A 23907-nucleotide genomic window follows, 5' to 3' on the forward strand; every position below is an offset into this window, starting at 1 on the left:
CGGCATCTTCATCTTTTCGAAAATACTCCGGGGGAGTCGCGCAGAACGCGACGGGGGCAGAGCCCCCGCCGCCTTGGTCAGTAGATCCCGACTTCGCTGCCGGGCTGCGCCGCCACCTTGAGCAGCTTGAAGACGTAATCCGCCACCGAGCGGAAGCAGACCACGCGGAAGTCATCCTCGCCATCCATCCAGAAGGCGCCGGCCACCTGCGCCAGCCGCGAGCGGCGGATCTGGCCGGGCTGGAACGCATCCCGCGACAGATCGACGGGCGCCACCTTGGCCAGCACCTCGCGCGCCGAAGCGCCGGAAACCCGGAATACCGCGCGCGCGTCCGAGACATTGACCGCCAGCGCGTGAACGCCGCTCAACGCGTTGTTCATAGCCGCCAGTTTGGCCTCGACCTCGGCGTAGGGGACAAGCACCAGCAGCTCGTCCGGCGACATCCAGCAGACGCCGGTTTCGCCATCGACGAAAGCCTCGCGCTGGCCGGGCATCTTCTGGCCGGTGGCGTCCTTGACCGCCTTGATCACGACCTTGTCGGTCAGGTCGCCGCGCAGGGTGATCATCCCCTGCAGGCCGCATTCCTCGATCCGGGCGATGCCGTCATAGCTTGCGTGGTTCAGTGCGCTGATGGGTTCAGACATTCTGCTTCTCCCCGTCCTTGTCGTAGAACACAGGGTCCACGATCTTTGCCTTGTAGATTTTGTCGTCGGTGCCCGGGAACTCGATCACCTCTCCCATGCGGTTCGGCCCGTTCTTGACCAGCCCCATGGCGATGCCGCGGCCCAGGTTGGCCGAGTAATAGGTCGAGGTGACGCGCCCGATCACGTTGCGCTGACCGTTGGCATTCACGCCCTCGCCCACCGCATAGGCACCGTCGGGCAGAACCGATCCATCCACAGTCTCGAGACCCACCAGTTTCCAGCGGTCCGGGTCGGTCATGTGAGAGCGTTCCTGCGCGCGCTTGCCCAGGAAATCCTCTTTCTTTTTCGAGATCGCCCAGTGCAGCCCCAGGTCCTGCGGGATCACGGTGCCGTCGGTCTCGTCCCCGATCATGATGAAGCCCTTCTCGGCGCGCAGAATGTGCAGACATTCAGTGCCATAGGGCATCACGCCGAACTCTTTCCCGGCCTCCATCAGGGCATCCCAGAAGGCCTGACCCTGGCTGGCGGGCACCGCGATTTCATAGGACAGCTCGCCCGAGAACGAGATGCGGTAGGCGCGGCAGTCGAAGCCGCCGATCTGGCCGTCGCGCCACTCCATGAAGGGCAGCGCCTCTTTGCTGACATCCATGCCGCCGAGCTTCTCCAGCACCTTGCGGGCGTTGGGGCCCACCACGGCGATCTGAGCGTATTGCTCGGTCACGTTGGCGACATAGGCCTTCCAGTCCCACCACTCGGTCTGCAGCCACTCCTCCATGTGGGCATGGATGCGCTCAGCCCCGCCGGTGGTTGTGTGGCACAGCCACGTGTCCTCGTCGATCCGGGCCACGACGCCGTCGTCGATCAGGAAACCGTTTTCCGAGCACATCAGGCCATAGCGGCATTTGCCGACCTTCAGCGTGGACATCATGTTGGTATACATCATGTCCAGGAACTTGCCCGCGTCCGGCCCCTTGACGATCAGCTTGCCCAAGGTCGAGGCATCCAGCAGACCGAGGTTCTCGCGCGTGTTCTTGACCTCGCGGTTCACGGCGTCATGCACGGTTTCTCCGGGGCGCACATAGGCGTAGGGGCGCCGCCACTGGCCCACCGGCTCCCAATCCGCGCCATTCCGGTCATGCCAGTCATGCATCGGCGTGCGGCGGATCGGCTGGAAAACCTCGCCGCGCGCCTCACCCGCGATGGCTCCCATCGAGATGGGCGTATAGGGCGGGCGGAAAGTGGTGGTACCGACCTTGGGAATCTCGGATTCCAACGCATCAGCAAGGATCGCCAGGCCATTGATATTGCTCAACTTACCCTGATCCGTCGCCATGCCCAGCGTGGTATAACGCTTGGTGTGTTCGACGCTCTCATAGCCTTCGCGCGCAGCCAGTTGTACGTCCGAGACTTTCACGTCGTTCTGGAAGTCCAGCCACGACTTCATGCGCAGCTGCACCTCGGCCTTGGCAGGCATCAGCCAGACGGCCTGCATGGGTGCTTCGGTCTCGGCCTCGCCCTGCGGTGCCTTGGTGTTCTTCGGCTTGAACCCGGCTGCCTTGGCCGCGGCCTTGCCCGCGGCGTGGGCATCGGCCAGGACCTCGCCTAACGCCAGCGGCCCGTTGGCCGACCCCGCCGGCATGACAAAGCCTGCGCCATCCGCGCCCAGTGGCGGACGGTCGGGGTCGGGGCGGAAATGGGCGTTGGCTTCGTCCCAGATCAGCTTGCCGCCGCAATGGGACCACAGGTGCACCACCGGAGACCAGCCGCCCGACATGGCGACCGCATCGCATTCGACCTCTTCCCGAGCACCGCCGATGCCTTCCTGGTTGCAGATCGCGACCTTCTTGACCCGCTTGCCACCCTTGACTTTGGCGATGGCCTTGCCGGGGTCGACCCGGATGCCGAGGCTGCGCGCCTCGTCCGCCAGCGGCCCGGCCGAGGGACGGGCATCGACGACGCGTAACACATCCACACCCGCCTGTTTCAGGATGATCGCGGTGCGGTAGGCGTCGTCATTGTTGGTGGCGACGATCACGCGCTCACCCGGGGTCACGCCCCAGTTGACCACATAGTCGCGCATGGCCGAGGCCAGCATCACCCCCGGCACGTCATTGCCGGCAAAGGACAGCGGGCGCTCGATCGCGCCGGTCGCCGTAACAACCTGCTTGGCGCGGATGCGCCACAGACGATGGCGCGGGCCTTGGGTGCCCGGTTTGTGGTCGGTCAGACGCTCGTATCCCAGCACGTAACCGTGATCATAGACCCCGGCCCCCATGCAGCGCGACCGCAGGGTGACATTGCTCATTGTTTCGAGTTCGGAAACCAATTGTTCCACGAACTTATCCACAGGCTCGTCGTCGACTGTGCCCCCATCGACAGGCGCGCGGCCACCCCAATGGGCGGTCTGTTCGATCAGCATGACCTTGGCGCCCGATTGCGCTGCGGCTTTGGCCGCCTGCAGGCCCGCAACACCGCCGCCGATCACCAAAATGTCAGTGAAGGCATAAAAGTGTTCATAGGTATCCGAGTCGCGGCTGTCCTTGTCGGGCGCCTTGCCCAGACCGGCCGACTGGCGGATGAACGGCTCGTACACATGTTTCCAGAACGGTTTGGGGTGGATGAACGTCTTGTAGTAGAACCCTGCCGGCAGGAACCGCGCCAGCGCCGTGTTCACCGCGCCGATGTCGTATTCCAGGCTGGGCCAGTGGTTCTGCGAGATCGCGGTCAGGCCATTGAACAGCTCGGTCGTGGTGGCGCGCTGGTTCGGTTCGAAACGGTTGCCCTGCCCCAGACCGACCAGCGCGTTGGGCTCCTCGGCACCGCTGGCCACGACACCGCGCGGACGGTGGTATTTGAACGACCGGCCGACCATCATCTGATCGTTGGCCAGCAGGGCCGACGCCAGCGTGTCGCCCTGATAGCCCTGCATCGCAGTACCGTTGAAAGTGAAGGTGACCGGTTTCGACCGGTCGATCAGCCGGCCTTGCTTGGCGAGACGGGTGCTCATGTTTCGGACCTTTCGCGGATAGAGGGCATGGTGCCTCCGGCGGGAATATTCTTGAATGGGCGGGGCATCAGGAGAACTCTCTCCAACTCCAGCCCGGGCGTTTGGCCGAGATCGCATCGCGGATCTCCTGCGGCGGCTCGGTGACCTGGGCCGAATAGGTGCCGAACACCTCGAGTGTGGCGGTGCACCGTGCGGCGTGGAACCACTTGCCGCAGCCGTTGCTGTGGCGCCAGCGTTCGAAATGTACGCCCTTGGGGTTTTCGCGCATGAACAGATAGTCGTGGAACTCGTCATCCGACGAGCCGGGACCGAAGCGTTTCAGATGCGCTTCGCCGCCGGCGGTCAGTTCGGTCTCTTCGGCGTCGACGCCGCAATAGGGGCAGGTCAGGATCAGCATCGGGTCAAAACACCTTTGGTCATGGATTCAGTTCGACCGTTTCTTGGACGGTCAGCGGAACAAGGTTGTTGAAGTGGAACATCGCCTCGATCGGGATGGTCACGCGGCCCGGACGCAGGGCGACGATGTCGTTGGCCAGCCGATATGCGACCAGCCCGGCCGCGTTCAGGGCCGAGACGATCGCATCCTGTTCGGCCGGGTCGCCGGCGTTGCATTCAACGATGGCCAGCGACAGCCCCAGGCGTGCGGGATCAAAGCTGTCGAGGACAGAGCGTTCGTGCCCTTCGACGTCGATCACGAGGATATCGGCGGCGGAAACACCCGTTTCGGCCAGAATGTCGTCCAGCCGCCGCGCGACGACGGTTGTCTCGGCCACGGCCGAATGGGGTACGTCCGCCCCCGTCTTGCGGTTGGCGCGGTCGATTGCGGCCACCATCCGGCCACGGTCCAGCGACGCGCAGCCGCGCAACCAGCCCGGATAGGCACCGGAATAGGCCTCGTCGAGGTGATACAGCGTGATGCTGCCCGCAACCTGCGATACAGCGGCATTGACCAGCTTAACGTTCGGATTGGCCGCATGCAGCGACGCAAGGGCCGAAAAATACAGCGGGTGCGGCTCGATCAGGACACCTTTCCAATGTGGTTTCGACCAGTACGGCAATATGGGATCATCCAGCTTGCCGTCATTGGCCCCGACCTGCACCACCTGAACGCTGTCGGACTGCGCGTCGAAACACGCCAGCAGAAAGTCCAGCAGCGCAAGCCGGCTGCGGCGCGGCCGGTCTGGTATGGCGGTGGGAAGGGATTGGATGTCCATCAATGCGCGACCCCGGCGGCAACGCTTTCGTCGATGAAACGGCCCTCTTTGAACCGGTCCAGCGAGAAGGCCTCGGCCAGCGGGGAATGCCCGGTGGCCATCAGCTGCGCCATGCCCCAGCCTGAGCCCGGGATGGCCTTGAACCCGCCGGTGCCCCAACCGCAGTTGATGAAGCAACCGCCCAGCGGCGTCTTGGACAGGATGGGCGAACGGTCGCCGGTCATGTCCACGATGCCACCCCACTGGCGCAGCATCTTGAGGCGCGAGATCATCGGGAAGGTCTCGACCAGGGCGCGGACGGTTTCCTCGATATGATGGAACGAACCGCGCTGGGTGTAGTTGTTGAACCCGTCGGTGCCGCCGCCGATCACCATCTCGCCCTTGTCGGATTGCGACATGTAGCCATGCACGGTGTTGGCCATCACCACCACGTCCATGCAGGGCTTGATCGGCTCGGACACCAGCGCCTGCAGGGCCAGTGCCTCGACCGGTAGGCGGAAGCCCGCCATCTCGGCCAGCTGGCCCGAGTGGCCCGCCACCACGATGCCCAGCTTGTCGCACTCGATGGCGCCCTTGGTCGTCTCGACCCCGGTGACGCGGCCGTTGGCCGAGCGGATGGCCGTGACCTCGCATTGCTGGATGATGTCCATGCCCATGTTCGAGCAGGCCCGGGCATAGCCCCAGGCCACCGCGTCGTGGCGCGCGGTGCCGCCGCGTTCCTGCCACAGCGCGCCCAGAACCGGATAGCGCGGGCCGTCAATGTTGATGATCGGTACCAGTTCCTTGACACGTTCAGGTCCGATCCACTCGGTCTTGACGCCCTGCAGCGCGTTGGCGTGCGCCGTGCGCTTGTAGCCGCGCACCTCGTGCTGGGTCTGCGCCAGCATCATCACGCCGCGCGGGCTGAACATGATGTTGTAGTTCAGCTCCTGGCTCAGATCCTCGTACAGGCCGCGCGACTTTTCATAGATCGCCGCCGACGGGTCCTGCAGATAGTTCGAGCGGATGATGGTCGTGTTCCGGCCAGTATTGCCGCCGCCCAGCCAGCCCTTTTCGATCACCGCAACGTTCTGGATGCCGTAGTTCCGGCCCAGGTAATACGCCGTCGCCAGGCCGTGCCCGCCCGCGCCGATGATGATGACGTCATAGCGCTTCTTGGGTTCGGGCGAACGCCAGGCGCGCTCCCATCCGGTGTGATAGCGCAGCGCCTCGCGCGCCACAGCAAAGGCTGAATAGTGTTTCATGAGCGAATCCGTCCGGTTCGTGTTTGGCCGAAGATATGCCGTGCAGCGGCAGAATACCCCTGCCATGCAGCGCCGCAATATCGCACTATTGCGACATGTAGGCCATTCGCGGCCTTTTGTCCCTTTTGTCGGACCGCAAGCAGGTCTAAGTCAGGGCAACCATTGTCGGAGGGACCATGACGTTCTGGGTTCTGCTCATCTTGTTCGCGCTGCTGATCGCGGTCTTTTTGGCCTATGGCATGCTGCGGGAACGCCGCCGGGAAGAACCGGCGGCGGCCTATGACCTGCGCGTCTACCGCGAACAGCTGGCCAGCGTGGACCGTGACTTGGCCCGCGGCGTGATCGACCAGGCCGATGCCGAGCGGGTACGGACCGAGATCTCGCGCCGCATTCTGGCCGCGGACGCGCAGATGCAGGCGGCCGCGACAGTATCCGGCCCGTCACGGGTGATGCGCGTGGCGGCACCGGTGGTTCTGGCCCTGCTGCTGGTGGGCGGCGCCCTGGCGTTGTATCGACAACTTGGCGCTGCTGGTTACCCCGATCAACCGCTGTCGGCCCGCCTGGAAATGGCCGACGACTTGCGCGAAAACCGCCCCAGCCAAGCCGAGGCCGAAAGGGCCGCCCCCCCGGTCGAGCCGCCCCAGCTGGAAGAAAGCTATGCCAAGCTGCTGGACCAATTGCGCGAAACAGTGGCAAGCCGCCCCGACGACCTGCAGGGGCACATGCTGCTGGCCCAGCATGAAACCAATGCCGGCAACTTCAAGGCCGGGTACGAGGCGCAGAAAAAGGTCATCGAGCTGTCGGGCGCGGATGCCCCTGCGGATGCCTATTCGAACCTGGCCGAGATGCTGATCCTTGCGGCCGGCGGCTATGTCTCGCCCGAGGCCGAGGACGCCCTGCGCGAAGCCTTGAAACGCGCCCCCAACCACGGCCCGGCGCGGTATTACTGGGGGCAGATGCTGGCCCAGATCGGCCGACCCGATCTGGCCTATCGGGTGTGGGCGGATACGCTGCGCAGTTCGCCGCCTCAGTCACCTTGGGCGCAGGCGATCCGCGCCCAGATCGACGATCTGGCCTGGCGCGCCGGCGTGTTCAACGCCCCCGATCTTTCGACCGCTCCGGCGGCCCCCGGCCCCAGCCAGGCCGACATGGAGGCCGCCGCCGAGATGACGGCCGAAGAACGGCAGGAGATGATCCGCGGCATGGTTGACGGGCTATCCGACAGACTGGCGACCGAGGGCGGCTCACCTCAGGAATGGGCGCGGCTGATCTCGGCGCTGGGTGTTCTGGGCGAAACCGAACGCGCCAGCGCGATCCGCGACGAGGCGCTGGCCAAGTTCGCCGACAACCCCGAGGCGCTGGAGATGATCGCCTCGGCCGCCCGCCGGGCTGGGATCGCGCAATGATCCACGACGGGTTCGAGGAGTTTGCCGCCGCCCTGCCCCCGATGCAGGCACTGATGGGGCTGGATCTGGGCGAAAAGACCATCGGCGTCGCCGTGTCGGACCGGATGCGCGGCGTGGCCAGCCCGCTGGAAACCGTGCGGCGCAAGAAATTCAAGCTCGACTCTGCGCGCCTTTTGGAAATCGCGACCGACCGGGAAATCGGCGGGATCGTCCTGGGCCTGCCGCGCAACATGGACGGGTCCGAGGGACCGCGGTGCCAATCCACCCGCGCCTTTGCGCGCAACCTGTCGCAGCTAACCGATATTCCAATCGGATTCTGGGATGAACGCCTGAGCACGGTTGCGGCGGAAAAGGCACTGTTGGAGGCGGATACGACACGAAAACGTCGCGGACAGGTGATCGATCACGTCGCGGCGGGGTATATTCTGCAAGGGGCGCTGGACAGGCTGCGCTTTCTGTAACGGGTCGGAGACCGCGCATGACGAACATGATCTGGAAACGGAACGAGGTCGAAAGCCCCTGCGTGCAGATCTGCGTGGTGCATCCGACCGAGAGGATCTGCACCGGCTGCTACCGCACCATGGACGAGATCTCTCGCTGGTCGAAGATGGACAGCACCGAACGCGCCGCCATCATGGAAGAGCTGCCCAGCCGTAAGCCCCGCCTGGCCAAACGGCGCGGCGGGCGCGCAGCCCGGCTGGTCCGGTCATAAGGCCATCGTCCCGTCAGAGCCTTTTTTTAAGGATTTTGCCTCGCGCACGGCGGCCATTTGCCGATTGGTCACTCTGTCGCCCGCCTTTTTGGCCAAGAGTTCCCGCTGGAAAAGTCGTGTGATCTCGGCACGGTTGGTTTTTGCTCGGACTTCCGCCGCGGCGTCGACCTGAGACGTGTCCACCGAGGAACGGCGCTTGGTTTTGACCTTGCCGGAAAACAGTTTGAACAGTCGCATGACAGCCCCCTTGAACAGCTCGGCGCCGTTGCGATCCAGCCACCCCCGCGGGGCAAGGCCTATACCGAAACACACGGATAGATTGCAGCAGCGACCTATTCCTACCGTGTCGAGTAGCTTTGAATAAGGGGGAAAACCCCGCCGCGAAACGCAAAAATTTGTCCAACAGGACAAAAAATCCTTCAAGTCCGGGCGCTTGCACGCGCGCCCCTGTCCACGAGTGCGCGAAACGGACGTAGCGTAACAAATCCAATACCTTCGGCACAGCCTGGGGTAACCTAGGGTCAGCCGGTGCAAATCAAGGCCCATCAGCCGCGCCGCGAATCGCGGCCCCGAGCGGATCAGCCGGACGACAGCCAGGTCTTGGCCTCTTCATACGCTTCGGACGGGAAATACTGGGTACGTGTGCCCAGGATGTGCCGCGCGACGCGCTGCGCCATGTGCTGCCAGGCCTTGTCGCCCACGATGGCGGCCCGGTCCAGCATGCCGATATGATTGCGCGCCAGACGGAAATGCGCCGCGAGCGCCGACAGGCCCTGCCAGCCGTCGAACTCGCGCAGATCGATCAGCAGACGGAAGCCCTCCTTCTGGCTCAGCAACGTGTCCAGGCGCTGCTCGGCCTCTTCGTATTCCCTGGGGTCCACCTTGCCCAACAGGCTGATCTGCACACAAGGCGTGCCCAGATCGACGACGTGAATGGCCCCGAGGGACTCGCGCAGCCACAAGCGCGCCTCGTCCAGATGCGACATCTCGAACACCTGCACAGGGCATGGCATCAGCGGAGCCGCGAGCCGCGCGCTGGTCTTCACCCAAGCTTTGTTGGTGACCACCGCGATCCGGTCGAACCCGCGCCAATGGCTGAGGCCCAGCTTGGTGTCCTCCCACGCGGCGCCAAGGTCATAACCTTCGAAGTCGGGGCCGACGATCACCAGCATCCGGACCTGGTCGTGCTCTTGCAGCGCAGCTTCAATCGCGGGAACCAAGGAGTTGGTATAATCGGCACTGGTGACTTCGCCCGTCAATTCGATCTCAAGCAGTGCACCGTCAGACGTCTTGTGAATCGTAATCATCGAATGCCCTCCAAATTAGAGAATGGCCCGAGGTTACGGCGTTTCGATCCATTCGGCCACACCGCCGGCCAGTTCAGGCCGGAAATAGGCGACCATCCGTCCGTCGGGTCCGGCCGTTGCTCCGTCACGCCAGGGGGCCACCCCGTGCAGACAATGCCTGTGCAGTGCGATGGCCTCTCCCGGCCGGGCCGGGATCTCGATCCGCAGGCAGGTTTCGAACACCTCTCGGCGGGCGTCCTGATAGGCTTCGGTGATGTCTACCATTGCCCAATCCGCGCGCGCGACGCCGGCCAATACCCGGCGAAACGCCGCCTGCATGATCCGGTGGCTGCCATCCCAGACGACCAGCGGCGCCGCATCGGCGCTGGCCGCTGTCAACGGCAGCCCCAGAATCCAGGCGTGCGGCTCGTCGATATGGCGGCGCCGATCCGGCCCATTGGGTTTGAGCCCGTCCACATGGGCCCCATCGCGCCGGGCCCGGTATCGGGCGGCGGCTTCGCTTTCGCCGCGGCGCGGACGTGGATAGCCCGGGTAGACCACCGAGACCTGCCCTGGGTGCAGCGCGACCGGACCGTATTGCGCGCGCAGGAAGTCAAGCGCCGCGCCGCCCAACGGCTCCGAGCCGCCAACCCGCCCCGCCACGTCGTTGGGCAGGGCATCGACGCCGATGAACCACGTCTCTTCACAGTCAAGCCAGTGGAGATGGGCCGGGTCCCGCATCGCCGCACGGGCGGCGGGCAGCGCATGCGCCACCCAGTCGGCGACGGAGAGCTCGGCCGGGAAAACCTCCCACCCGCGCGCCCAGAATGGCCTCACCACCCCAAGGCCTTGCGCAGCATGTTCAACGCCACGAGGGTCAGAAAGACCGCAAAGACGCGTTTAAGCGGTTTGGGATCCATCGCATGGGCCAGCTTCACGCCCCAGGGCGCGGTGATCATGGTCATGGCAACGACCACGCCAAAAGCGATCAGGTTGACGGCCCCGATTGTGAATGGCGGGCGATAGTCCGGCGCGATGGGCAGGAACAGGAAGCCGATGACCGACGGCACCGCGATGATGACGCCGAACCCGGCTGCGGTTGCGACGGCCCGGTGAATGGGCGTGTTGTACAGGCTCATCAGCGGCACGCCGAAACTGCCCCCGCCGATCCCCATCAAAACCGACAGAAACCCGACCATCGGGGAAATCAGCAATCGCCGCAGCCCGCCGGGCATGGCATCGCCCAGCCGCCATTCGGATTTTCCGAGGCCCAGATAGGCCCCGATGCAGATGCCGAGAATGCCAAACAAGGCCTGCAGCGCCTCGTTCCGTAGGGCGGACGCGACCATGACGCCCAAGATGGCCCCCGCAGCGATCCCCGGCCCCCAGCCGCGCAGGATCTGCCAATCCACCGCGCCTTTCTTGTTGTGACTCAGGACCGAGCGGACAGAGGTCACGATGATCGTGGCTAGTGAGGTCGCCAGGCACATCTGCATCAGTTGCGGGCCGCCATAGCCCAATGTCTGGAACGTATAGAAGAACGCGGGCACCAGAACGATCCCTCCGCCCACGCCCAGCAGGCCCGCCAACACCCCGGCCAGCGCTCCGATCACAAGCAACAGGCCCAGCATCTGGACCAGCAAAAAAGTCTCGGGCATCCGTCCCCCTTGGATTGCGGCCCTTCGGCCCTGTCAAATTGCCTGTGCCGCGACGGCGTCCGGAGCCACGCGGGCCAGCGCCTCCAAAACGACCTCGGGACCGGCATGGTCCCGGACCGCCCCTTCCGACAGGGCCCGTCGCCACCCCCGCGCGCCCGGTCGGCCCGCGAACAGACCCAGCATGTGCCGGGTGATCTGGTGCAACCGCCCCCCCGCGGCAAGGTGTCGATCGATATAGGGTAGCATCTTATGCACGACGTCCACCGGATCGGCGGCAGCCCCGGTGCCAAAGATCAGCGGATCGGCCTCGGCCAGAATGTCGGTGGGTTGGTGATAGGCGGCCCGCCCGATCATCACCCCGTCCAGTCCGGCCTCCAGATGCGCGCGCGCCTCGGCCAGAGACGCGATCCCCCCGTTGATCGAGATGTGCATGTCGGGAAACGCGGCCTTCATCCGATGCACCAGGTCATAGTCCAGCGGCGGGATATCGCGGTTTTCCTTGGGGCTCAGCCCCTGCAGCCAAGCCTTGCGGGCGTGGATCGTGACGCGCTGGCATCCGGCGGCTCGAATCCTCTCCAGAAAGTCGGGCAGCACCTCCTCGGGGGTTTGCTCGTCCACTCCGATGCGGCATTTCACCGTCACCTCGACGCGCACGGCCGCGCGCAACGCCGCGACACAATCCGCCACGCGCGCCGGGTCCTTCATCAAGACCGCGCCGAAGGTGCCCGACTGCACCCGGTCGGACGGGCATCCGCAATTCAAATTGATCTCGTCATACCCCGCCTCGGCCCCCAACATGGCGGCCTGCGCCAGTTCCTCGGGGTCGGACCCGCCCAGTTGCAGGGCCACGGGGTGTTCTTCAGGGCTGAACTCCAGCAGGTGAAGCGCCCCACCTCGGACAAGAGCGGGCGCGGTCACCATCTCGGTATAGAGAAGCGCATTGGAACTCAGCAGTCTGTGCAGGTACCGGCAATGACGATCTGTCCAGTCCATCATGGGCGCCACGCTTAAACGCGCCGCTTTTTGTGCGTTATTTTTCAAAGCGTTCGCTCCAAATTTCCGTCACCCGTATACAGCACGGCCACCCCAGATTTCTGGCGAATTCGGCGGTTTTCGATTCTGCGTTGCCATCGTGTAGCACACCCGAGCCGACAGGACACTGCCGCTTCTGGAGGATGTTCAGCAGTAAGCCGTATCGACCGCAAACGCCAAGCCTAAGGCAGCTGAAAGCGATCAGCCCAACAATGTCGCGGCAAAGATGATTGGTGTATCGAGATTGGTGCGGTCGAGAAGACTCGAACTTCCACGGGAGTTACCCCACAGCGACCTCAACGCTGCGCGTCTACCAATTCCGCCACGACCGCACTGCCAATGACTTGGTACGGCGGCGTATAGACGTTTGGCGAATGGATGTGAAGAGGCAAAAACAACCGCATTGGAAATCCCCTGTTTCGACCATATCTGTGCCATCTGGAAACCGACGACCAGCCCGACAGGAGCTTGACATGACTTCGCTCGACCCTCGCCCCACCGTACAGATCGACATCGTGTCGGACGTCGTGTGTCCCTGGTGCATCGTCGGATTTCTGCAACTCGATCAGGCCCTGACGCGCGAGGGCGTCCAGGCCCGGTTGCGCTGGCATCCGTTCGAGCTGAACCCGGCAATGGGACCCGAGGGCCAGAATCTGCGCGATCATATCATCGAAAAATACGGCACTACCGTCGCGCAAAGCCAACAGGCGCGCGCACAGCTGAAGGCGCTGGGGTCCGATCTGGGCTTTGCCTTCAATTTCACTGATGACAGTCGCATCGTGAACACCTTCGCCGCTCATCAGCTGTTGGACTGGGCCGAAGAGCAAGGGCGCCAGCACCCGCTTAAGCTGGCATTGTTCAGCGCATATTTCACCGATCAGAAGGATGTCTCGGACACCCAGGTTCTGGTGGATGCGGCCCGGTCCGTCGGGCTGGACGGCGATGCGGCCCGCGCAGCGCTGACCTCGGGCGCGCATGCGGGACCCGTCCGTCAGAAACAGCAATTCTGGACAAGCCGCGGCATCAGCGGCGTTCCCGCCATGGTCTTCGGCGGGAAATACCTGCTGACGGGCGCGCAAGGCCCGGACACCTACGCCCAGGTGCTGAGACGCTGCCTGTCCGAGGCCGCCTGACGCTTTCCCTTCGCCGGGAACCGGGGTAAGAGGCACGCATGGAATGGAAGATCACAGACGGGCTGACCGACTATGACGCCGCCGTCGACTTCATGGAGGCGCGCGTGGCCGAAATCGCCGCCGGACAGGCGGACGAGTGCATCTGGCTGCTGGAACACCCGCCGCTGTACACCGCCGGGACCTCGGCCAAGCCCGAAGACCTGACGGACCCCGACCGTTTTCCGGTCTATCCCAGCAAGCGCGGGGGCGAATACACCTATCACGGGCCCGGCCAGCGGGTGGTCTATGTCATGCTGGATGTCGGCAGACGTGGCCATGACGTGCGCCGCTTCGTCAAGCAGCTGGAGGCTTGGGTGATCGCCGCTCTGGGTGAGTTCAATGTCCACGGAGAAATCCGCGAAGGCCGCGTCGGCGTTTGGGTGCCGCGCAAGGACAAGCCCCTGACCGCGTCGGGCAAACCGGCCGAGGACAAGATCGCCGCCATAGGGATCCGCCTGCGCAAATGGATCAGTTTCCACGGGATCTCGATCAATGTCGAACCGGACCTGGAGCATTTTTCGGGCATCGTACCCTGCGGCATCCGGGAATATGGCGTGACATCGCTTGTGGATCTGGGCCTGCCCGTGACGATGGCCGATGTTGATGTCGCCTTGCGCAAAACCTTCGACGAGGTTTTCGAAGCAGCACCCGCCGGGTGATTCTCGGCACCGGCATGCCGGATAGTGACACAGGGCAACAACAATGCCTTTGTCACGTGGCCGCTGTTTCGCAAAGCAGACGGCTTTTTCCCAAATGTGTCTAAAAATCAGGGTTAATTAACCCAAACACCACTTTCGGTTCACACAATGGCCTCAGTCTGAGGTATTATGAAGAGACCGTTCAAGAGTGAGTGGTATGTTAACCGGTGATCGCGGCCAGCCCGCGAAAATCGATCAAGTGTTTGGTTACGAGTCTGCCGTTCCGACCCCAAATCGGAACGGCAATTCTCGTTTCAGGCCCAACCTTCAATAATTCTCGTTTCAAGCCCTACCGTCAATCATGCCCGAACCGCGGCGGGGTCTCGCAACCCCGCCCGGTCCGTTCCATCTCGAGCGTCGTGTGGCCAATGGCAAATCGCTCCTGCAAGATCTGCCTGACCGAAGCGCGGATGCGCTCGGCCGCGGGCCAAGCGTTGGCCGCGATGACCAGATGCGCGGTCAGGGCCGGCTCGCGCTCCTGCATGCTCCACAGATGGACATGGTGCACGCCGTCGACGCCCTCGGCCTCCTCGATGGCGGCGGCGACCTGCTCGGGGTCCAGCCCGGGCGGCGCGCCCAGCATCAGAACGCGGATCACCCCGGTGATTTCCGCCTTGACGTGCCACAGGATGTAGAACGCGATCAGGATCGTCACGGCCGGGTCGACCCAGGTCCAGCCGAACAAGATCACGGCGCTGCCGGCCAGGATCACCGCCACCGACCCCAGGGCATCGGCAAGGTTGTGCAGGAAGGCCGCCCGGATGTTCATGCTGGTTTTGGCCATCGAAAAGGTCAAAAGCGCGGTGACCGCATCGACGATAAAGGCCAGCACCGCGATCCAGACCACGATCCAGCCGTCGATGGGCTCGGGCTGAACGATACGCATCACGCCTTCGTACATCAGGTAGATCGCCAGCACGACCAGCGTGGTATAGTTGACCAGAGCTGCCACCACCTCGGCCCGACCATAGCCGAAACTCATGCGGGGGTCTGACGGGCGGCGCGCGATCCTGCGGGCGAAGAACGCAATGATCAGTGCGACCGCGTCCGAGAAATTGTGCAGCGCGTCGGCGATCAACGCCAGCGACCCGGACAGAATGCCGCCGACGATCTGAGCCAGCGTCAGGGCCAGGTTGACGGCGATGGCCCAGGCCACCCGCGCATCCCCCGTGCTTGGGTCGATCTGGTGGTGATGATGCCCGTGGTCGTGTTTTTGCGCCATGGAAATCGGTCCTTGTCTGGGTCATGACCAACACCTAATTCCTCTAGTGACAAGAGGTTCAAGGGGGGGGGGGGCCGAAAATGTACACGATCGGAGAACTGTCGCGCCGCACGGGCGTCAAGGTGCCCACCATCCGGTTCTACGAAGACAAGGGCCTGCTGCCGCAACCGGAACGCACAGCGGGCAATCAGCGGCGCTATGACGAGGCGGCACTGGACCGCCTGCGCTTCATCCGCCACACGCGCGACCTTGGACTGCCGCTGGCCGATGTCGAGGCACTGCTGTCGCTCGAGGGCGCGCAGGGCGACGACCTGAACCGGGCGCACGAGATCGCACGGCGGCAGTTGCATGATCTGCGGGAACGCATCGGCAAGTTGCAAAGGCTCGAGTCCGAACTGGCCCGGATCGCCACTGCCTGTGACGGGCAGCACGATCATGTCTGCGCGGTTCTGCACGCCTTTGGCGCCCATGACGACTGTTCAGGGCCGCACTGAGCGCCGGATCAGTCCAGCGCCGCCCGGATCCGCTCGGCATGCGCGGCGATTTCGTCCAAATCGCCCATCTTGCCCGGCGGCCGCATGGGCAGGCCTTCACGGCGCGGAAGAACATGGAAATGCAGGTGAAACACCTCTTGCCCGCCTGCGGTCTCGTTGAATTGCTGGACGGTTACTCCGTCGGCGTCAAAGGCTTTCATGACGGCGCGCGCCAGTTTCTGCACGGTGGCCATGACTGCGGCCAATTGCGCGGGGGTGGCGTCAAGGATGTTGCGGCAGGGGGTCTTGGGGATCACCAGCAGATGCCCGTCGGCGCGCGGCATGATGTCCATGAAGGCCAGCGTTTCACCATCTTCGTACACACGGGTCGAGGGGATCTCGCCCCGCAGGATCTTGGCAAAGATGTTTTCGGGATCATAAGTGGACATGACAGGTCTCCGGCAATGGGGCTGGGTGTTGTTCTGCGGCCAAGCCCGCGGCGGGTCAAGGCGCGATTCCGCCCTCGGGCAGCCCCAGCCCTTGCAATTCACCCGATCATCCCCAGCTACCGCCTGGTCAGGGCCAAATTCGTGTGGGTGGCCTCTTGCCCCGCGACAATTATTCTTGATCCAGATCAAACTCGGCCATTGAAGGCCGCCCCCTTGCATTCTAAAACCAGCAGGAATCCCGCGCGCCGGAGAGGTCCGGCTGCGCGGTCTATTTGCAACAGGAGGCACCTAAATGGCAGACGCAGCCATTCATGGTCACGATCATGAAGACCAGCGCGGGTTCTTTACCCGGTGGTTCATGTCGACCAACCACAAGGATATCGGGATCCTTTACCTGATCTTCTCGGCCTTTGCCGGGTTCATCTCGGTCGCGATGACCATCTACATGCGGCTAGAACTGATGCATCCGGGCGTTCAGTACATGTGCCTGGAAGGCTTCATGGCCGATCCCTGCACCCCGAACGGACACCTTTGGAACGTGATGATCACCTATCACGGTGTTCTGATGATGTTCTTCGTGGTCATCCCCGCGCTGTTCGGCGGTTTCGGCAACTATTTCATGCCGTTGCAGATCGGTGCGCCGGACATGGCCTTCCCGCGGATGAACAACCTGTCCTTCTGGCTGTATGTCGCCGGCACCTCGCTGGGCATCGCTTCGCTGCTGGCCCCCGGAGGCAACGACCAAGCCGGCTCGGGCGTGGGCTGGGTTCTGTACCCGCCGTTGTCGACGACCGAAGGCGGCATGTCCATGGACCTGGCGATCTTTGCCGTGCACGTATCGGGCGCCTCCTCGATCCTCGGCGCGATCAACATGATCACCACTTTCCTGAACATGCGTGCCCCGGGCATGACCCTGTTCAAGGTGCCGCTGTTCAGCTGGTCGATCTTCGTCACCTCGTGGCTGATTCTGCTGTCGCTGCCGGTTCTGGCGGGCGCGATCACCATGCTGCTGATGGACCGCAACTTCGGCTTCACCTTCTTTGACCCGGCCGGTGGCGGTGACCCCGTTCTGTATCAGCACATCCTGTGGTTCTTCGGTCACCCCGAAGTGTACATCGTGATCCTGCCCGGCTTCGGCATCATCAGCCACGTGATCGCCACCTTCTCGCGCAAGCCGATCTTTGGCTATCTGCCGATGGTCTGGGCGATCATCGCAATCGGCGTGCTGGGCTTCGTCGTGTGGGCACACCACATGTACACCGTCGGCATGTCGCTGCGTCAGCAGGCCTACTTCATGCTGGCCACGATGGTCATCGCGGTTCCGACGGGCGTGAAGGTGTTCTCGTGGATCGCCACCATGTGGGGCGGCTCGATCGAGTTCAAGACGCCGATGCTGTTCGCCTTCGGCTTCCTGTTCCTGTTCACCGTCGGCGGTGTGACCGGTGTGGTTCTGTCGCAGGCCGGTATCGACCGCGCCTATCACGACACCTACTATGTCGTCGCGCACTTCCACTACGTGATGAGCTTGGGCGCAGTCTTTGCCATCTTTGCAGGCGTGTACTTCTACTTCTCGAAGATGACGGGCCGTCAGTACTCGGAGTTCTGGGGCAAGGTGCACTTCTGGATGTTCTTCATCGGTGCAAACCTGACCTTCTTCCCGCAGCACTTCCTGGGCCGTCAGGGCATGCCGCGCCGTTACATCGACTACCCAGAGGCATTCGCCCAGTGGAACTTCGTCTCGTCGATCGGTGCGTTCATCTCGTTCGCTTCGTTCCTGCTGTTCTTCGGCATCGTGTTCTACGCCCTGTTCCGTGGTGCCAAGGAAACGCGCCCGAACCCGTGGAACGAATACGCGGACACGCTGGAATGGACCCTGCCCTCGCCGCCGCCCGAGCATACGTTCGAGCAGCTGCCCAAGCAGGAAGACTGGGACAAGAGCCACGCGCACTAACCCCGGTTTCAAAATAACAAAACCCCGCCATTTCGGCGGGGTTTTTCTTTGCCCCCACGGCCGCCATCGCCAGATTGGTAAAAATCGGGTAATCTGGTCCCTGCCCGACAACTGCGGCAACCTCGGGGGATGCCATGGCCGATATTGATTTTTGGTACTCGATCGGCAGCACCTACAGCTTCCTGACCATCATGCGCTTGGACGCGTGGTGCGAGGAAAACGGCGCGACGGTCAAATGGCGCCCGTTCAACGTGCGGGCCGTGATGTCCGAACAGCGAAACATTCCCTTTGCGGGCAAACCCGTGAAATCGGCCTATATGTGGCGCGATATCCAGCGCAGGGCGTCCAAGTACCACATCCATGCGCGCCTGCCCGCGCCCTATCCAATCTCGGATCTGGAGCTGGCCAATCAGGTCGCGCTGCTGGGCATGTCCGAAGGCTGGGGCAAGGGCTTTACCCAGGCGCTGTACCGGATCTGGTTCGAAGAGGGGGTCGAGGCCGGCAGCGAGCAGGCCATCTCCGAGGCGCTTTTCCGCTGTCAGCAGGACCCGTTGCCGGTACTGGCCCGCGCCCGCACCCCGCAGGCCGAGGCCGCGCTGCAGGCCGAAACCGACACCGCCATCCGCCTGGGCATTTTCGGCGCCCCAAGCTTTGTCGTGGGTGGCGAAGTGTTCTGGGGCGATGACCGGCTGGAAGACGCGCTCTCGTGGGCGCGGGTCGGGCATGTCGTGTGAAATTGCCCATCGACAACACGGGCACGACCGCTATTTTTTGTCGTGATGCCGTATCACTGGGAAGACACATCAGATGTCGAGCAGCGCCTGCGCCTGTGGCCGCACAACTCGTTGCCGCCGCGCGGTGCGATGGCCGTCGTTCTGGCGGTCTTTCTGTTTGGCCTGATCCCCCTGCTGGCGGTTCTGGGATCGGTCCTTCTGTGGGGGCTTCTGCCGTTTCTGTTGCTGACCGTGGCCGGGCTTTGGCTGGCGTTCGAGGCCAATTACCGCGCCCGCAGCGTCCACGAGGTTCTGACCCTGTCCGGCACCCAGGCCCATCTGGTGCGCCATGCCCCGCGAGCCCCTCGGCAGGAATGGCAGTGCAACCGATACTGGGCCCGCCCCGAGATCCACCCGACCGGCGGGCCGGTGCCAAATTATGTCACTCTGTCGGGCGAAGGCCGCGTCGTCGAAATCGGTGCCTTCCTGTCCGAGGAAGAGCGCGTTTCCCTCTACGACGACCTGGTGAAACGCTTGCGCGATCCGGCGGTCGGCTGAGACAGCCTTAGCCGCCGTTCGAAACGCTGCACAGGTGGTCTTTGACCAACGGCCCGACCTTGCCGAAATCCATCCGGCCGGCATAGCGCGATTTCAGAGCGCCCATCACCTTGCCCATGTCGCGGATCGAACCGGCTCCGGTCGCGCTGATCGCCGCCTCGATCGCGGCGGCGACTTCGTCGTCATCCAGTTGCTTGGGCAGGAATTCCTCGATCACCTCGACCTCGCGCAGTTCGCGTTCAGCCAGGTCGAGGCGGCCGCCCTCCTCGTAGGCGCGGGCGCTCTCCTTGCGTTGCTTGCTCATTTTCCCAAGGATCTCAAGCACATCCGCATCGCCGCAGCCGTTGGCCTCTTCGTTGCCCTCGGCGCGCTTGGCAATGTCGCGATCCTTGATGGCGGCATTGATCAGCCGCAGGGTCGACAGGCGCTCGGTGTCCTTGTCTTTCATTGCTTGCTTCAGGGCGGTGGTGATCCGCGTTCGCATATCCATCTGCTCAATTCATCCCCATGGCAACGGAACCCCGAACATATCCAAACAGTTTTCATGACACAACACCCTTGGACTTTTGTTAAGCCGTTGAAAAACAACAAAAGCCCGAAAATTGAACAGGGTTGACCCGAGGCACCAACCCCCTTAGTTATGCGCCGATTTACCCAAAAGGAGAGTCGCGCCATGGCCCACAACGCCACGTCCAAGCCCACCGCATGTCTGGCACTGGCCGACGGAACGCTCTTCTTCGGCACCGGTTTCGGCGCCACGGGCCAGACCGTGGCCGAGCTGTGTTTCAACACCGCGATGACCGGCTATCAGGAGATCATGACCGACCCGTCCTATGCCGGTCAGATCGTCACGTTCACCTTCCCGCATATCGGCAATGTCGGCGTCAATCCCGAGGATGACGAAACCGCCGATCCGGTCGCGGCAGGCATGGTCGTGAAATGGGACCCGACCGAGCCGTCGAACTGGCGCTCGTCCGAGCGGCTGACCGACTGGCTGGCCCGGCGCGGCCGGATCGCCATCGGTGGGGTCGATACCCGCCGGCTGACCCGCGCGATCCGTCAGCAGGGCGCCCCGCATGTGGCCCTGGCCCACGACCCCGACGGCAATTTTGACATCGAGTCGCTGATCGCTGCGGCGCGTGGTTTTGCCGGGCTGGAAGGGATGGATCTGGCCAAGGAGGTGACCTGCACCCAAAGCTACCGCTGGGACGAGATGCGCTGGGCCTGGCCCGACGGCTATCAGCGGCAACAGGCACCCCTGCACAAGGTCGTCGCCCTGGATTACGGCGCCAAACGGAACATCCTGCGCTGTCTGGCCTCGGCCGGGTGCGACGTGACCGTGCTGCCCGCAACCGCCACCGCGGCAGAAGTTCTGGCCCATGACCCCGACGGCGTGTTCCTGTCCAACGGTCCGGGCGATCCGGCCGCCACCGGGGAATACGCTGTGCCGATGATCCGCGAAATTCTCGACACCACCGACCTTCCGGTCTTCGGGATCTGCCTTGGCCACCAGATGTTGGCGCTGGCGCTGGGCGGCCGAACGGTCAAAATGAACCACGGCCACCATGGCGCGAACCACCCGGTCAAGGATCTGGAAACCGGCAAGGTCGAGATCACGTCGATGAACCACGGGTTCGCCGTGGACGCGCAATCGCTGCCCGAAGGCGTGATCGAAACCCACCGCTCCCTGTTTGACGGTTCGAACTGCGGCATCCGCATGACCGACCGTCCCGTCTATTCGGTTCAGTACCATCCCGAGGCGTCCCCCGGTCCGCAGGACAGTTTCTACCTGTTCGAACGGTTCGCGCAGGCCATGGCGGACAGAAAAGCCCACGCTTAAACCACGTTGGCTGCGATATGCGCAGCCGTTAACCTGGGATTAACCTTGATTGAGCAACTCTGCCCGAGTGACTTCGGGCAGGGTATCAATATGGTTGAGTTGAGTTTTTCGGATCAAGGTCCCGCGACAGCAGTGGCCGGATCGGAGATTTGGAAGCCCGTTGGCGCCTGTTTGGTCGATGCGGGAACGATTACGCCCCAACAACTGGACGCGGCGCTGCAATCGCAAAAGCGACAGAAGGCACCGTTGGGCGAGATTCTCGTCAGCGAAAACTGGGCCACGCGCAAAGATGTTCTGTGCGCTTTGCGGCATCAACGCCGGTTGCAATTCGCCGATCTCGAGACCTCCCCTCCGCCTGCCGAACTGTGCGCCCTGCGCCCGGTGCAATTCTGGATCGAACACAACGTCATTCCGTGGATGCGGGTCGGGCCGATCCTTATGGTGGCCACCGCCCGCCCTGATCGGTTCGACGTGGTGGCCGATCGCCTGCGCGACTGCGCGCAGACGGTCCTGCCGGTCTTGGCCCAAGCGGACCAGATCGACAATGCGATCGCGGACCGGTACAAGACGCAGCTGGCCCAGGCTGCAGAAACCCGCGCCCCACTGAGCCAGAGTTGCCGTGGGTGGAATCTCGGTTCGCGGTTCAAGCCGGCTGTTGCGTTTCTGATGGCCGTCGCCGGGCTTGCCGCCATCCCGCAGCTTGGTCTTTCGCTGCTGTTCTGGGCCGCGGTCGGCACGTTGACATTGTTTCTGGTCCTGCGTCTGGCTGGCGTGGCGGCCTATTTCGCTCCGCGAAGAACACGCCAGACCGAATTGATGGAATCGCCTGCCCGGCTTCCCAGCGTTTCGATCATGGTTCCATTGTACAAGGAACGGGAAATCGCTGGCGCTCTGGTCCAGCGTCTGCAACGTCTGACATACCCCAAGGCGCTGCTGGATGTCGTCCTCGTGCTGGAGGAGAAGGATGGCGTCACGCGCGCGGCGCTGGAAAAAGCCGATCTGCCAAGCTGGATGCGCACGATCGAGGTACCGGCCCTGGGCGATTTGACCACCAAGCCCCGCGCCATGAACTATGCGCTGGATTTCTGCCGGGGCGAGATCGTGGGCGTTTGGGATGCCGAAGACGCCCCCGTGCCGGACCAGCTCGAGACCGTCGCTCGCCATTTCGCAAAGGCGCCCGAAGACGTGGTCTGCCTGCAGGGGGCACTGGATTTCTACAACCCGCGAACCAACTGGCGCGCCCGTTGCTTCACCATCGAATACAGCGGCTGGTTCCGAGTGATCCTGCCGGGAATCGCCCGGCTGGGGCTGGTCGTGCCGCTGGGAGGAACGACGTTCTTCTTCCGCCGCGACAAGCTGATCGAGCTTGGCGGCTGGGACGCACACAACGTCACCGAGGACGCGGATCTGGGCCTGCGCCTGACCCGCGCTGGCTATCGCACCCAGATCGTGGACACCACGACCTATGAAGAAGCGAATTTCCGCGCCTGGCCTTGGATCAAGCAGCGGTCACGCTGGCTCAAAGGCTTCATGGTCACCTACCTGGTGCATATGCGGTCTCCGACGCGGCTGCTGCGCGACCTTGGGGCGTGGCGGTTTTTCGGGGTTCAGGCCTTCTTTTTGGGCACGGTCGGGCAATTTCTGCTTGCCCCGGTGCTCTGGGCCTTCTGGCTGGCCTCGGTCGGGTGGCCGCATCCTTTCCAGGGCGTCATAGCGCCGGAAATACTGCGCGGTTGCGTCTATCTGTTCCTGACCGCCGAAGCCGCAAACATCATCGTGGGCACACTGGGCGTGGTCTCGGGCGGCCGTCGGTTCCTGATCCCATGGGTGCCCACCATGGCGCTGTATTATCCGTTGGGCGTGGTAGCCGCCTACAAGGCATTGTGGGAACTGGCGGCCAACCCGTTCTTCTGGGACAAGACCCAGCATGGCCAGGCAGCCGAAGAAAACCTGCCCAAGCCTACTTTTCGCGCCGGATTGCGTCCTGTTTCAGACGGGTCATGAACGCGACCGAGATATGCTCTTTCAGCGCTCGGTCCGCGGCCTCCTCGTCGCGGGCTGCGATGGCGTCAACGATCGCCTTGTGCTCGTTCTGGGCGATCTCGCCCCGACCTTGCGCTGCCAGCGACGTGGTGGCCATAAGCGCCATCGTGCGATGCACAAGATCCAGCTGCTGCACGAGATAGCGGTTGTGCGACGCCAGGTGGATCTGTTCGTGGAACCGTCGATTGGCGCGCGACAGGGCGACCGGGTCACCCACAAGTGCGTCGTCGGCCGCGACCATGTCCTGCAATACCTTGATTTCTTCCTCGGTCGCATGCCGCGCGGCCAGCCGGGCCGCCAGCCCCTCCAATTCACGCCGGACGACATACAGCTCGGCCATCTGGTTGTGGTCCAGCGAGGCCACGATCAGCGACCGCCCGTCACGTTCAAGCAGCGACTGCGTCTCAAGCCGCTGTAGCGCCTCGCGGATCGGGGTGCGCGACACGCCGAACCGCTCGGCCAGTTCACTTTCCACCAGCCGGTCACCGGGTTTGTACACCCCTACGTCGATCGCTTCGAGGATCAGGCTGTAGGCATCGGTCTGGGGCTGTCGGGACTGGTTCATTGGGTCAGGTCTCTCCTCGT

At 63.6% G+C, this 23907-nt stretch carries 25 protein-coding genes and 1 tRNA gene; 11 read left to right on the plus strand and 15 right to left on the minus strand.

The window, feature by feature from the left end:
- Positions 1-77 precede the first annotated feature (77 nt).
- The 5 genes from AC2FMN_RS04475 to AC2FMN_RS04495 all read right to left on the minus strand — a co-directional run bounded on the left by AC2FMN_RS04475 (position 78) and on the right by AC2FMN_RS04495 (position 6109).
- Entirely contained in the window at positions 78-644 is a 567-nt protein-coding gene (locus AC2FMN_RS04475) for a sarcosine oxidase subunit gamma (RefSeq protein WP_496686597.1), read from the minus strand.
- Entirely contained in the window at positions 637-3651 is a 3015-nt protein-coding gene (locus tag AC2FMN_RS04480) for a sarcosine oxidase subunit alpha family protein (RefSeq protein ID WP_496686599.1), read from the minus strand. Before AC2FMN_RS04480 ends, AC2FMN_RS04475 begins: the two co-directional genes overlap by 8 nt.
- A gap of 67 nt (positions 3652-3718) precedes the next feature.
- Complete coding sequence (locus AC2FMN_RS04485; protein WP_496686601.1) at positions 3719-4048, minus strand: sarcosine oxidase subunit delta; 330 nt, start codon at positions 4046-4048, stop codon at positions 3719-3721.
- 19 nt (positions 4049-4067) lie between these two features.
- A complete protein-coding gene (locus AC2FMN_RS04490; protein WP_496686603.1) occupies positions 4068-4865 on the minus strand; it encodes an FkbM family methyltransferase in 798 nt (265 codons plus the stop codon).
- Positions 4865-6109, minus strand: coding sequence for a sarcosine oxidase subunit beta family protein (locus AC2FMN_RS04495; protein WP_496686605.1), 1245 nt, complete (start codon positions 6107-6109; stop codon positions 4865-4867). The genes AC2FMN_RS04490 and AC2FMN_RS04495 overlap by 1 nt, the downstream gene beginning before the upstream one ends.
- A gap of 176 nt (positions 6110-6285) precedes the next feature.
- On the opposite strand from AC2FMN_RS04495, the gene ccmI reads away from it, so the two are divergent.
- The 3 genes from ccmI to AC2FMN_RS04510 are packed head-to-tail and all read left to right on the plus strand — an operon-like array spanning position 6286 to position 8227.
- Positions 6286-7515: a c-type cytochrome biogenesis protein CcmI gene (gene ccmI, locus AC2FMN_RS04500; protein WP_496686607.1), complete on the plus strand. Its 1230-nt coding sequence runs from the start codon at positions 6286-6288 to the stop codon at positions 7513-7515.
- The gene (ruvX, locus tag AC2FMN_RS04505) at positions 7512-7976 is read left to right on the plus strand and encodes a Holliday junction resolvase RuvX (protein ID WP_149774785.1); all 465 of its coding nucleotides are present in this window, start codon (positions 7512-7514) and stop codon (positions 7974-7976) included. Before ccmI ends, ruvX begins: the two co-directional genes overlap by 4 nt.
- A 17-nt stretch (positions 7977-7993) precedes the next feature.
- On the plus strand, positions 7994-8227 hold the full coding sequence (locus tag AC2FMN_RS04510) for a DUF1289 domain-containing protein (protein ID WP_496686609.1): 234 nt from the start codon (positions 7994-7996) through the stop codon (positions 8225-8227).
- Here the strand turns inward: AC2FMN_RS04510 and AC2FMN_RS04515 are convergent.
- The 6 genes from AC2FMN_RS04515 to AC2FMN_RS04540 all read right to left on the minus strand — a co-directional run bounded on the left by AC2FMN_RS04515 (position 8222) and on the right by AC2FMN_RS04540 (position 12535).
- The gene (locus tag AC2FMN_RS04515) at positions 8222-8464 is read right to left on the minus strand and encodes a hypothetical protein (protein WP_496686610.1); all 243 of its coding nucleotides are present in this window, start codon (positions 8462-8464) and stop codon (positions 8222-8224) included. The two genes, AC2FMN_RS04510 and AC2FMN_RS04515, sit on opposite strands and share 6 nt — an antisense overlap.
- A 341-nt stretch (positions 8465-8805) precedes the next feature.
- Complete coding sequence (locus AC2FMN_RS04520; protein WP_496686611.1) at positions 8806-9534, minus strand: SpoIIAA family protein; 729 nt, start codon at positions 9532-9534, stop codon at positions 8806-8808.
- A 33-nt stretch (positions 9535-9567) separates the two neighbouring features.
- Positions 9568-10353 (minus strand): hypothetical protein, encoded by a 786-nt coding sequence (locus AC2FMN_RS04525; protein ID WP_496686613.1) that lies wholly within the window; start codon positions 10351-10353, stop codon positions 9568-9570.
- Positions 10347-11171: a sulfite exporter TauE/SafE family protein gene (locus AC2FMN_RS04530; RefSeq protein WP_496686614.1), complete on the minus strand. Its 825-nt coding sequence runs from the start codon at positions 11169-11171 to the stop codon at positions 10347-10349. Before AC2FMN_RS04530 ends, AC2FMN_RS04525 begins: the two co-directional genes overlap by 7 nt.
- A 33-nt stretch (positions 11172-11204) precedes the next feature.
- Positions 11205-12212, minus strand: a complete 1008-nt coding sequence (gene dusA / locus AC2FMN_RS04535) for a tRNA dihydrouridine(20/20a) synthase DusA (protein ID WP_496686616.1) — start codon at positions 12210-12212, stop codon at positions 11205-11207.
- A gap of 236 nt (positions 12213-12448) precedes the next feature.
- A tRNA-Leu gene (locus tag AC2FMN_RS04540) sits at positions 12449-12535 on the minus strand.
- A gap of 141 nt (positions 12536-12676) precedes the next feature.
- On the opposite strand from AC2FMN_RS04540, the gene AC2FMN_RS04545 reads away from it, so the two are divergent.
- Both AC2FMN_RS04545 and lipB read left to right on the plus strand, forming a co-directional pair.
- On the plus strand, positions 12677-13336 hold the full coding sequence (locus AC2FMN_RS04545) for a DsbA family oxidoreductase (RefSeq protein WP_496682148.1): 660 nt from the start codon (positions 12677-12679) through the stop codon (positions 13334-13336).
- Between the two features lie 38 nt (positions 13337-13374).
- Positions 13375-14034 carry a lipoyl(octanoyl) transferase LipB gene (lipB, locus tag AC2FMN_RS04550; protein ID WP_496682149.1) on the plus strand — a complete coding sequence of 220 codons (660 nt, stop codon included), beginning with the start codon at positions 13375-13377 and terminating at the stop codon, positions 14032-14034.
- Positions 14035-14368: 334 nt separating this feature from the next.
- Here the strand turns inward: lipB and AC2FMN_RS04555 are convergent, their stop codons facing one another.
- Complete coding sequence (locus AC2FMN_RS04555; RefSeq protein ID WP_496686618.1) at positions 14369-15295, minus strand: cation diffusion facilitator family transporter; 927 nt, start codon at positions 15293-15295, stop codon at positions 14369-14371.
- An 80-nt stretch (positions 15296-15375) separates the two neighbouring features.
- Here AC2FMN_RS04555 and AC2FMN_RS04560 point away from each other — a divergent pair, with 80 nt between their 5' ends.
- The gene (locus tag AC2FMN_RS04560) at positions 15376-15789 is read left to right on the plus strand and encodes a MerR family transcriptional regulator (protein ID WP_496686620.1); all 414 of its coding nucleotides are present in this window, start codon (positions 15376-15378) and stop codon (positions 15787-15789) included.
- 8 nt (positions 15790-15797) lie between these two features.
- Here the strand turns inward: AC2FMN_RS04560 and AC2FMN_RS04565 are convergent, their stop codons facing one another.
- Positions 15798-16217 (minus strand): HIT family protein, encoded by a 420-nt coding sequence (locus AC2FMN_RS04565; protein WP_496686622.1) that lies wholly within the window; start codon positions 16215-16217, stop codon positions 15798-15800.
- Between the two features lie 292 nt (positions 16218-16509).
- Here AC2FMN_RS04565 and ctaD point away from each other — a divergent pair, with 292 nt between their 5' ends.
- From ctaD to AC2FMN_RS04580, 3 genes are all read left to right on the plus strand, one after another.
- Positions 16510-18168 (plus strand): cytochrome c oxidase subunit I, encoded by a 1659-nt coding sequence (gene ctaD, locus AC2FMN_RS04570; protein WP_496682160.1) that lies wholly within the window; start codon positions 16510-16512, stop codon positions 18166-18168.
- Positions 18169-18302: 134 nt separating this feature from the next.
- Entirely contained in the window at positions 18303-18902 is a 600-nt protein-coding gene (locus AC2FMN_RS04575) for a 2-hydroxychromene-2-carboxylate isomerase (RefSeq protein WP_496686624.1), read from the plus strand.
- A gap of 45 nt (positions 18903-18947) precedes the next feature.
- Positions 18948-19439 carry a DUF2244 domain-containing protein gene (locus AC2FMN_RS04580; RefSeq protein ID WP_496686626.1) on the plus strand — a complete coding sequence of 164 codons (492 nt, stop codon included), beginning with the start codon at positions 18948-18950 and terminating at the stop codon, positions 19437-19439.
- A 7-nt stretch (positions 19440-19446) separates the two neighbouring features.
- Here AC2FMN_RS04580 and AC2FMN_RS04585 read toward each other — a convergent pair whose 3' ends face one another.
- Positions 19447-19929, minus strand: a complete 483-nt coding sequence (locus tag AC2FMN_RS04585) for a GatB/YqeY domain-containing protein (RefSeq protein WP_496682166.1) — start codon at positions 19927-19929, stop codon at positions 19447-19449.
- 183 nt (positions 19930-20112) lie between these two features.
- Here AC2FMN_RS04585 and carA point away from each other — a divergent pair, with 183 nt between their 5' ends.
- Both carA and AC2FMN_RS04595 read left to right on the plus strand, forming a co-directional pair.
- On the plus strand, positions 20113-21279 hold the full coding sequence (carA, locus tag AC2FMN_RS04590) for a glutamine-hydrolyzing carbamoyl-phosphate synthase small subunit (protein WP_496686627.1): 1167 nt from the start codon (positions 20113-20115) through the stop codon (positions 21277-21279).
- A gap of 90 nt (positions 21280-21369) precedes the next feature.
- Complete coding sequence (locus tag AC2FMN_RS04595; protein ID WP_496686628.1) at positions 21370-23283, plus strand: glycosyltransferase family 2 protein; 1914 nt, start codon at positions 21370-21372, stop codon at positions 23281-23283.
- On the opposite strand, the gene AC2FMN_RS04600 is transcribed toward AC2FMN_RS04595, so the two are convergent.
- The gene (locus AC2FMN_RS04600; RefSeq protein WP_496682172.1) at positions 23240-23887 is read right to left on the minus strand and encodes a GntR family transcriptional regulator; all 648 of its coding nucleotides are present in this window, start codon (positions 23885-23887) and stop codon (positions 23240-23242) included. The genes AC2FMN_RS04595 and AC2FMN_RS04600 overlap by 44 nt on opposite strands.
- Between the last annotated feature and the right edge of the window lie 20 nt (positions 23888-23907).

The organism is Ruegeria sp. BHSC037 (assembly GCF_059613045.1).

Excerpts from the sequence above, each read along its gene's own strand:
- AC2FMN_RS04475 (WP_496686597.1), bottom strand. The coding sequence starts at position 644 with ATGTCTGAACCCATCAGCGCACTGAACCACGCAAGCTATGACGGCATC.
- AC2FMN_RS04480 (WP_496686599.1), bottom strand. The coding sequence starts at position 3,651 with ATGAGCACCCGTCTCGCCAAGCAAGGCCGGCTGATCGACCGGTCGAAA.
- AC2FMN_RS04485 (WP_496686601.1), bottom strand. The coding sequence starts at position 4,048 with ATGCTGATCCTGACCTGCCCCTATTGCGGCGTCGACGCCGAAGAGACC.
- AC2FMN_RS04490 (WP_496686603.1), bottom strand. The coding sequence starts at position 4,865 with ATGGACATCCAATCCCTTCCCACCGCCATACCAGACCGGCCGCGCCGC.
- AC2FMN_RS04495 (WP_496686605.1), bottom strand. The coding sequence starts at position 6,109 with ATGAAACACTATTCAGCCTTTGCTGTGGCGCGCGAGGCGCTGCGCTAT.
- ccmI (WP_496686607.1), top strand. The coding sequence starts at position 6,286 with ATGACGTTCTGGGTTCTGCTCATCTTGTTCGCGCTGCTGATCGCGGTC.
- ruvX (WP_149774785.1), top strand. The coding sequence starts at position 7,512 with ATGATCCACGACGGGTTCGAGGAGTTTGCCGCCGCCCTGCCCCCGATG.
- AC2FMN_RS04510 (WP_496686609.1), top strand. The coding sequence starts at position 7,994 with ATGACGAACATGATCTGGAAACGGAACGAGGTCGAAAGCCCCTGCGTG.
- AC2FMN_RS04515 (WP_496686610.1), bottom strand. The coding sequence starts at position 8,464 with ATGCGACTGTTCAAACTGTTTTCCGGCAAGGTCAAAACCAAGCGCCGT.
- AC2FMN_RS04520 (WP_496686611.1), bottom strand. The coding sequence starts at position 9,534 with ATGATTACGATTCACAAGACGTCTGACGGTGCACTGCTTGAGATCGAA.
- AC2FMN_RS04530 (WP_496686614.1), bottom strand. The coding sequence starts at position 11,171 with ATGCCCGAGACTTTTTTGCTGGTCCAGATGCTGGGCCTGTTGCTTGTG.
- AC2FMN_RS04545 (WP_496682148.1), top strand. The coding sequence starts at position 12,677 with ATGACTTCGCTCGACCCTCGCCCCACCGTACAGATCGACATCGTGTCG.
- lipB (WP_496682149.1), top strand. The coding sequence starts at position 13,375 with ATGGAATGGAAGATCACAGACGGGCTGACCGACTATGACGCCGCCGTC.
- AC2FMN_RS04555 (WP_496686618.1), bottom strand. The coding sequence starts at position 15,295 with ATGGCGCAAAAACACGACCACGGGCATCATCACCACCAGATCGACCCA.
- AC2FMN_RS04560 (WP_496686620.1), top strand. The coding sequence starts at position 15,376 with ATGTACACGATCGGAGAACTGTCGCGCCGCACGGGCGTCAAGGTGCCC.
- AC2FMN_RS04565 (WP_496686622.1), bottom strand. The coding sequence starts at position 16,217 with ATGTCCACTTATGATCCCGAAAACATCTTTGCCAAGATCCTGCGGGGC.
- ctaD (WP_496682160.1), top strand. The coding sequence starts at position 16,510 with ATGGCAGACGCAGCCATTCATGGTCACGATCATGAAGACCAGCGCGGG.
- AC2FMN_RS04575 (WP_496686624.1), top strand. The coding sequence starts at position 18,303 with ATGGCCGATATTGATTTTTGGTACTCGATCGGCAGCACCTACAGCTTC.
- AC2FMN_RS04580 (WP_496686626.1), top strand. The coding sequence starts at position 18,948 with ATGCCGTATCACTGGGAAGACACATCAGATGTCGAGCAGCGCCTGCGC.
- AC2FMN_RS04585 (WP_496682166.1), bottom strand. The coding sequence starts at position 19,929 with ATGGATATGCGAACGCGGATCACCACCGCCCTGAAGCAAGCAATGAAA.
- carA (WP_496686627.1), top strand. The coding sequence starts at position 20,113 with ATGGCCCACAACGCCACGTCCAAGCCCACCGCATGTCTGGCACTGGCC.
- AC2FMN_RS04595 (WP_496686628.1), top strand. The coding sequence starts at position 21,370 with ATGGTTGAGTTGAGTTTTTCGGATCAAGGTCCCGCGACAGCAGTGGCC.
- AC2FMN_RS04600 (WP_496682172.1), bottom strand. The coding sequence starts at position 23,887 with ATGAACCAGTCCCGACAGCCCCAGACCGATGCCTACAGCCTGATCCTC.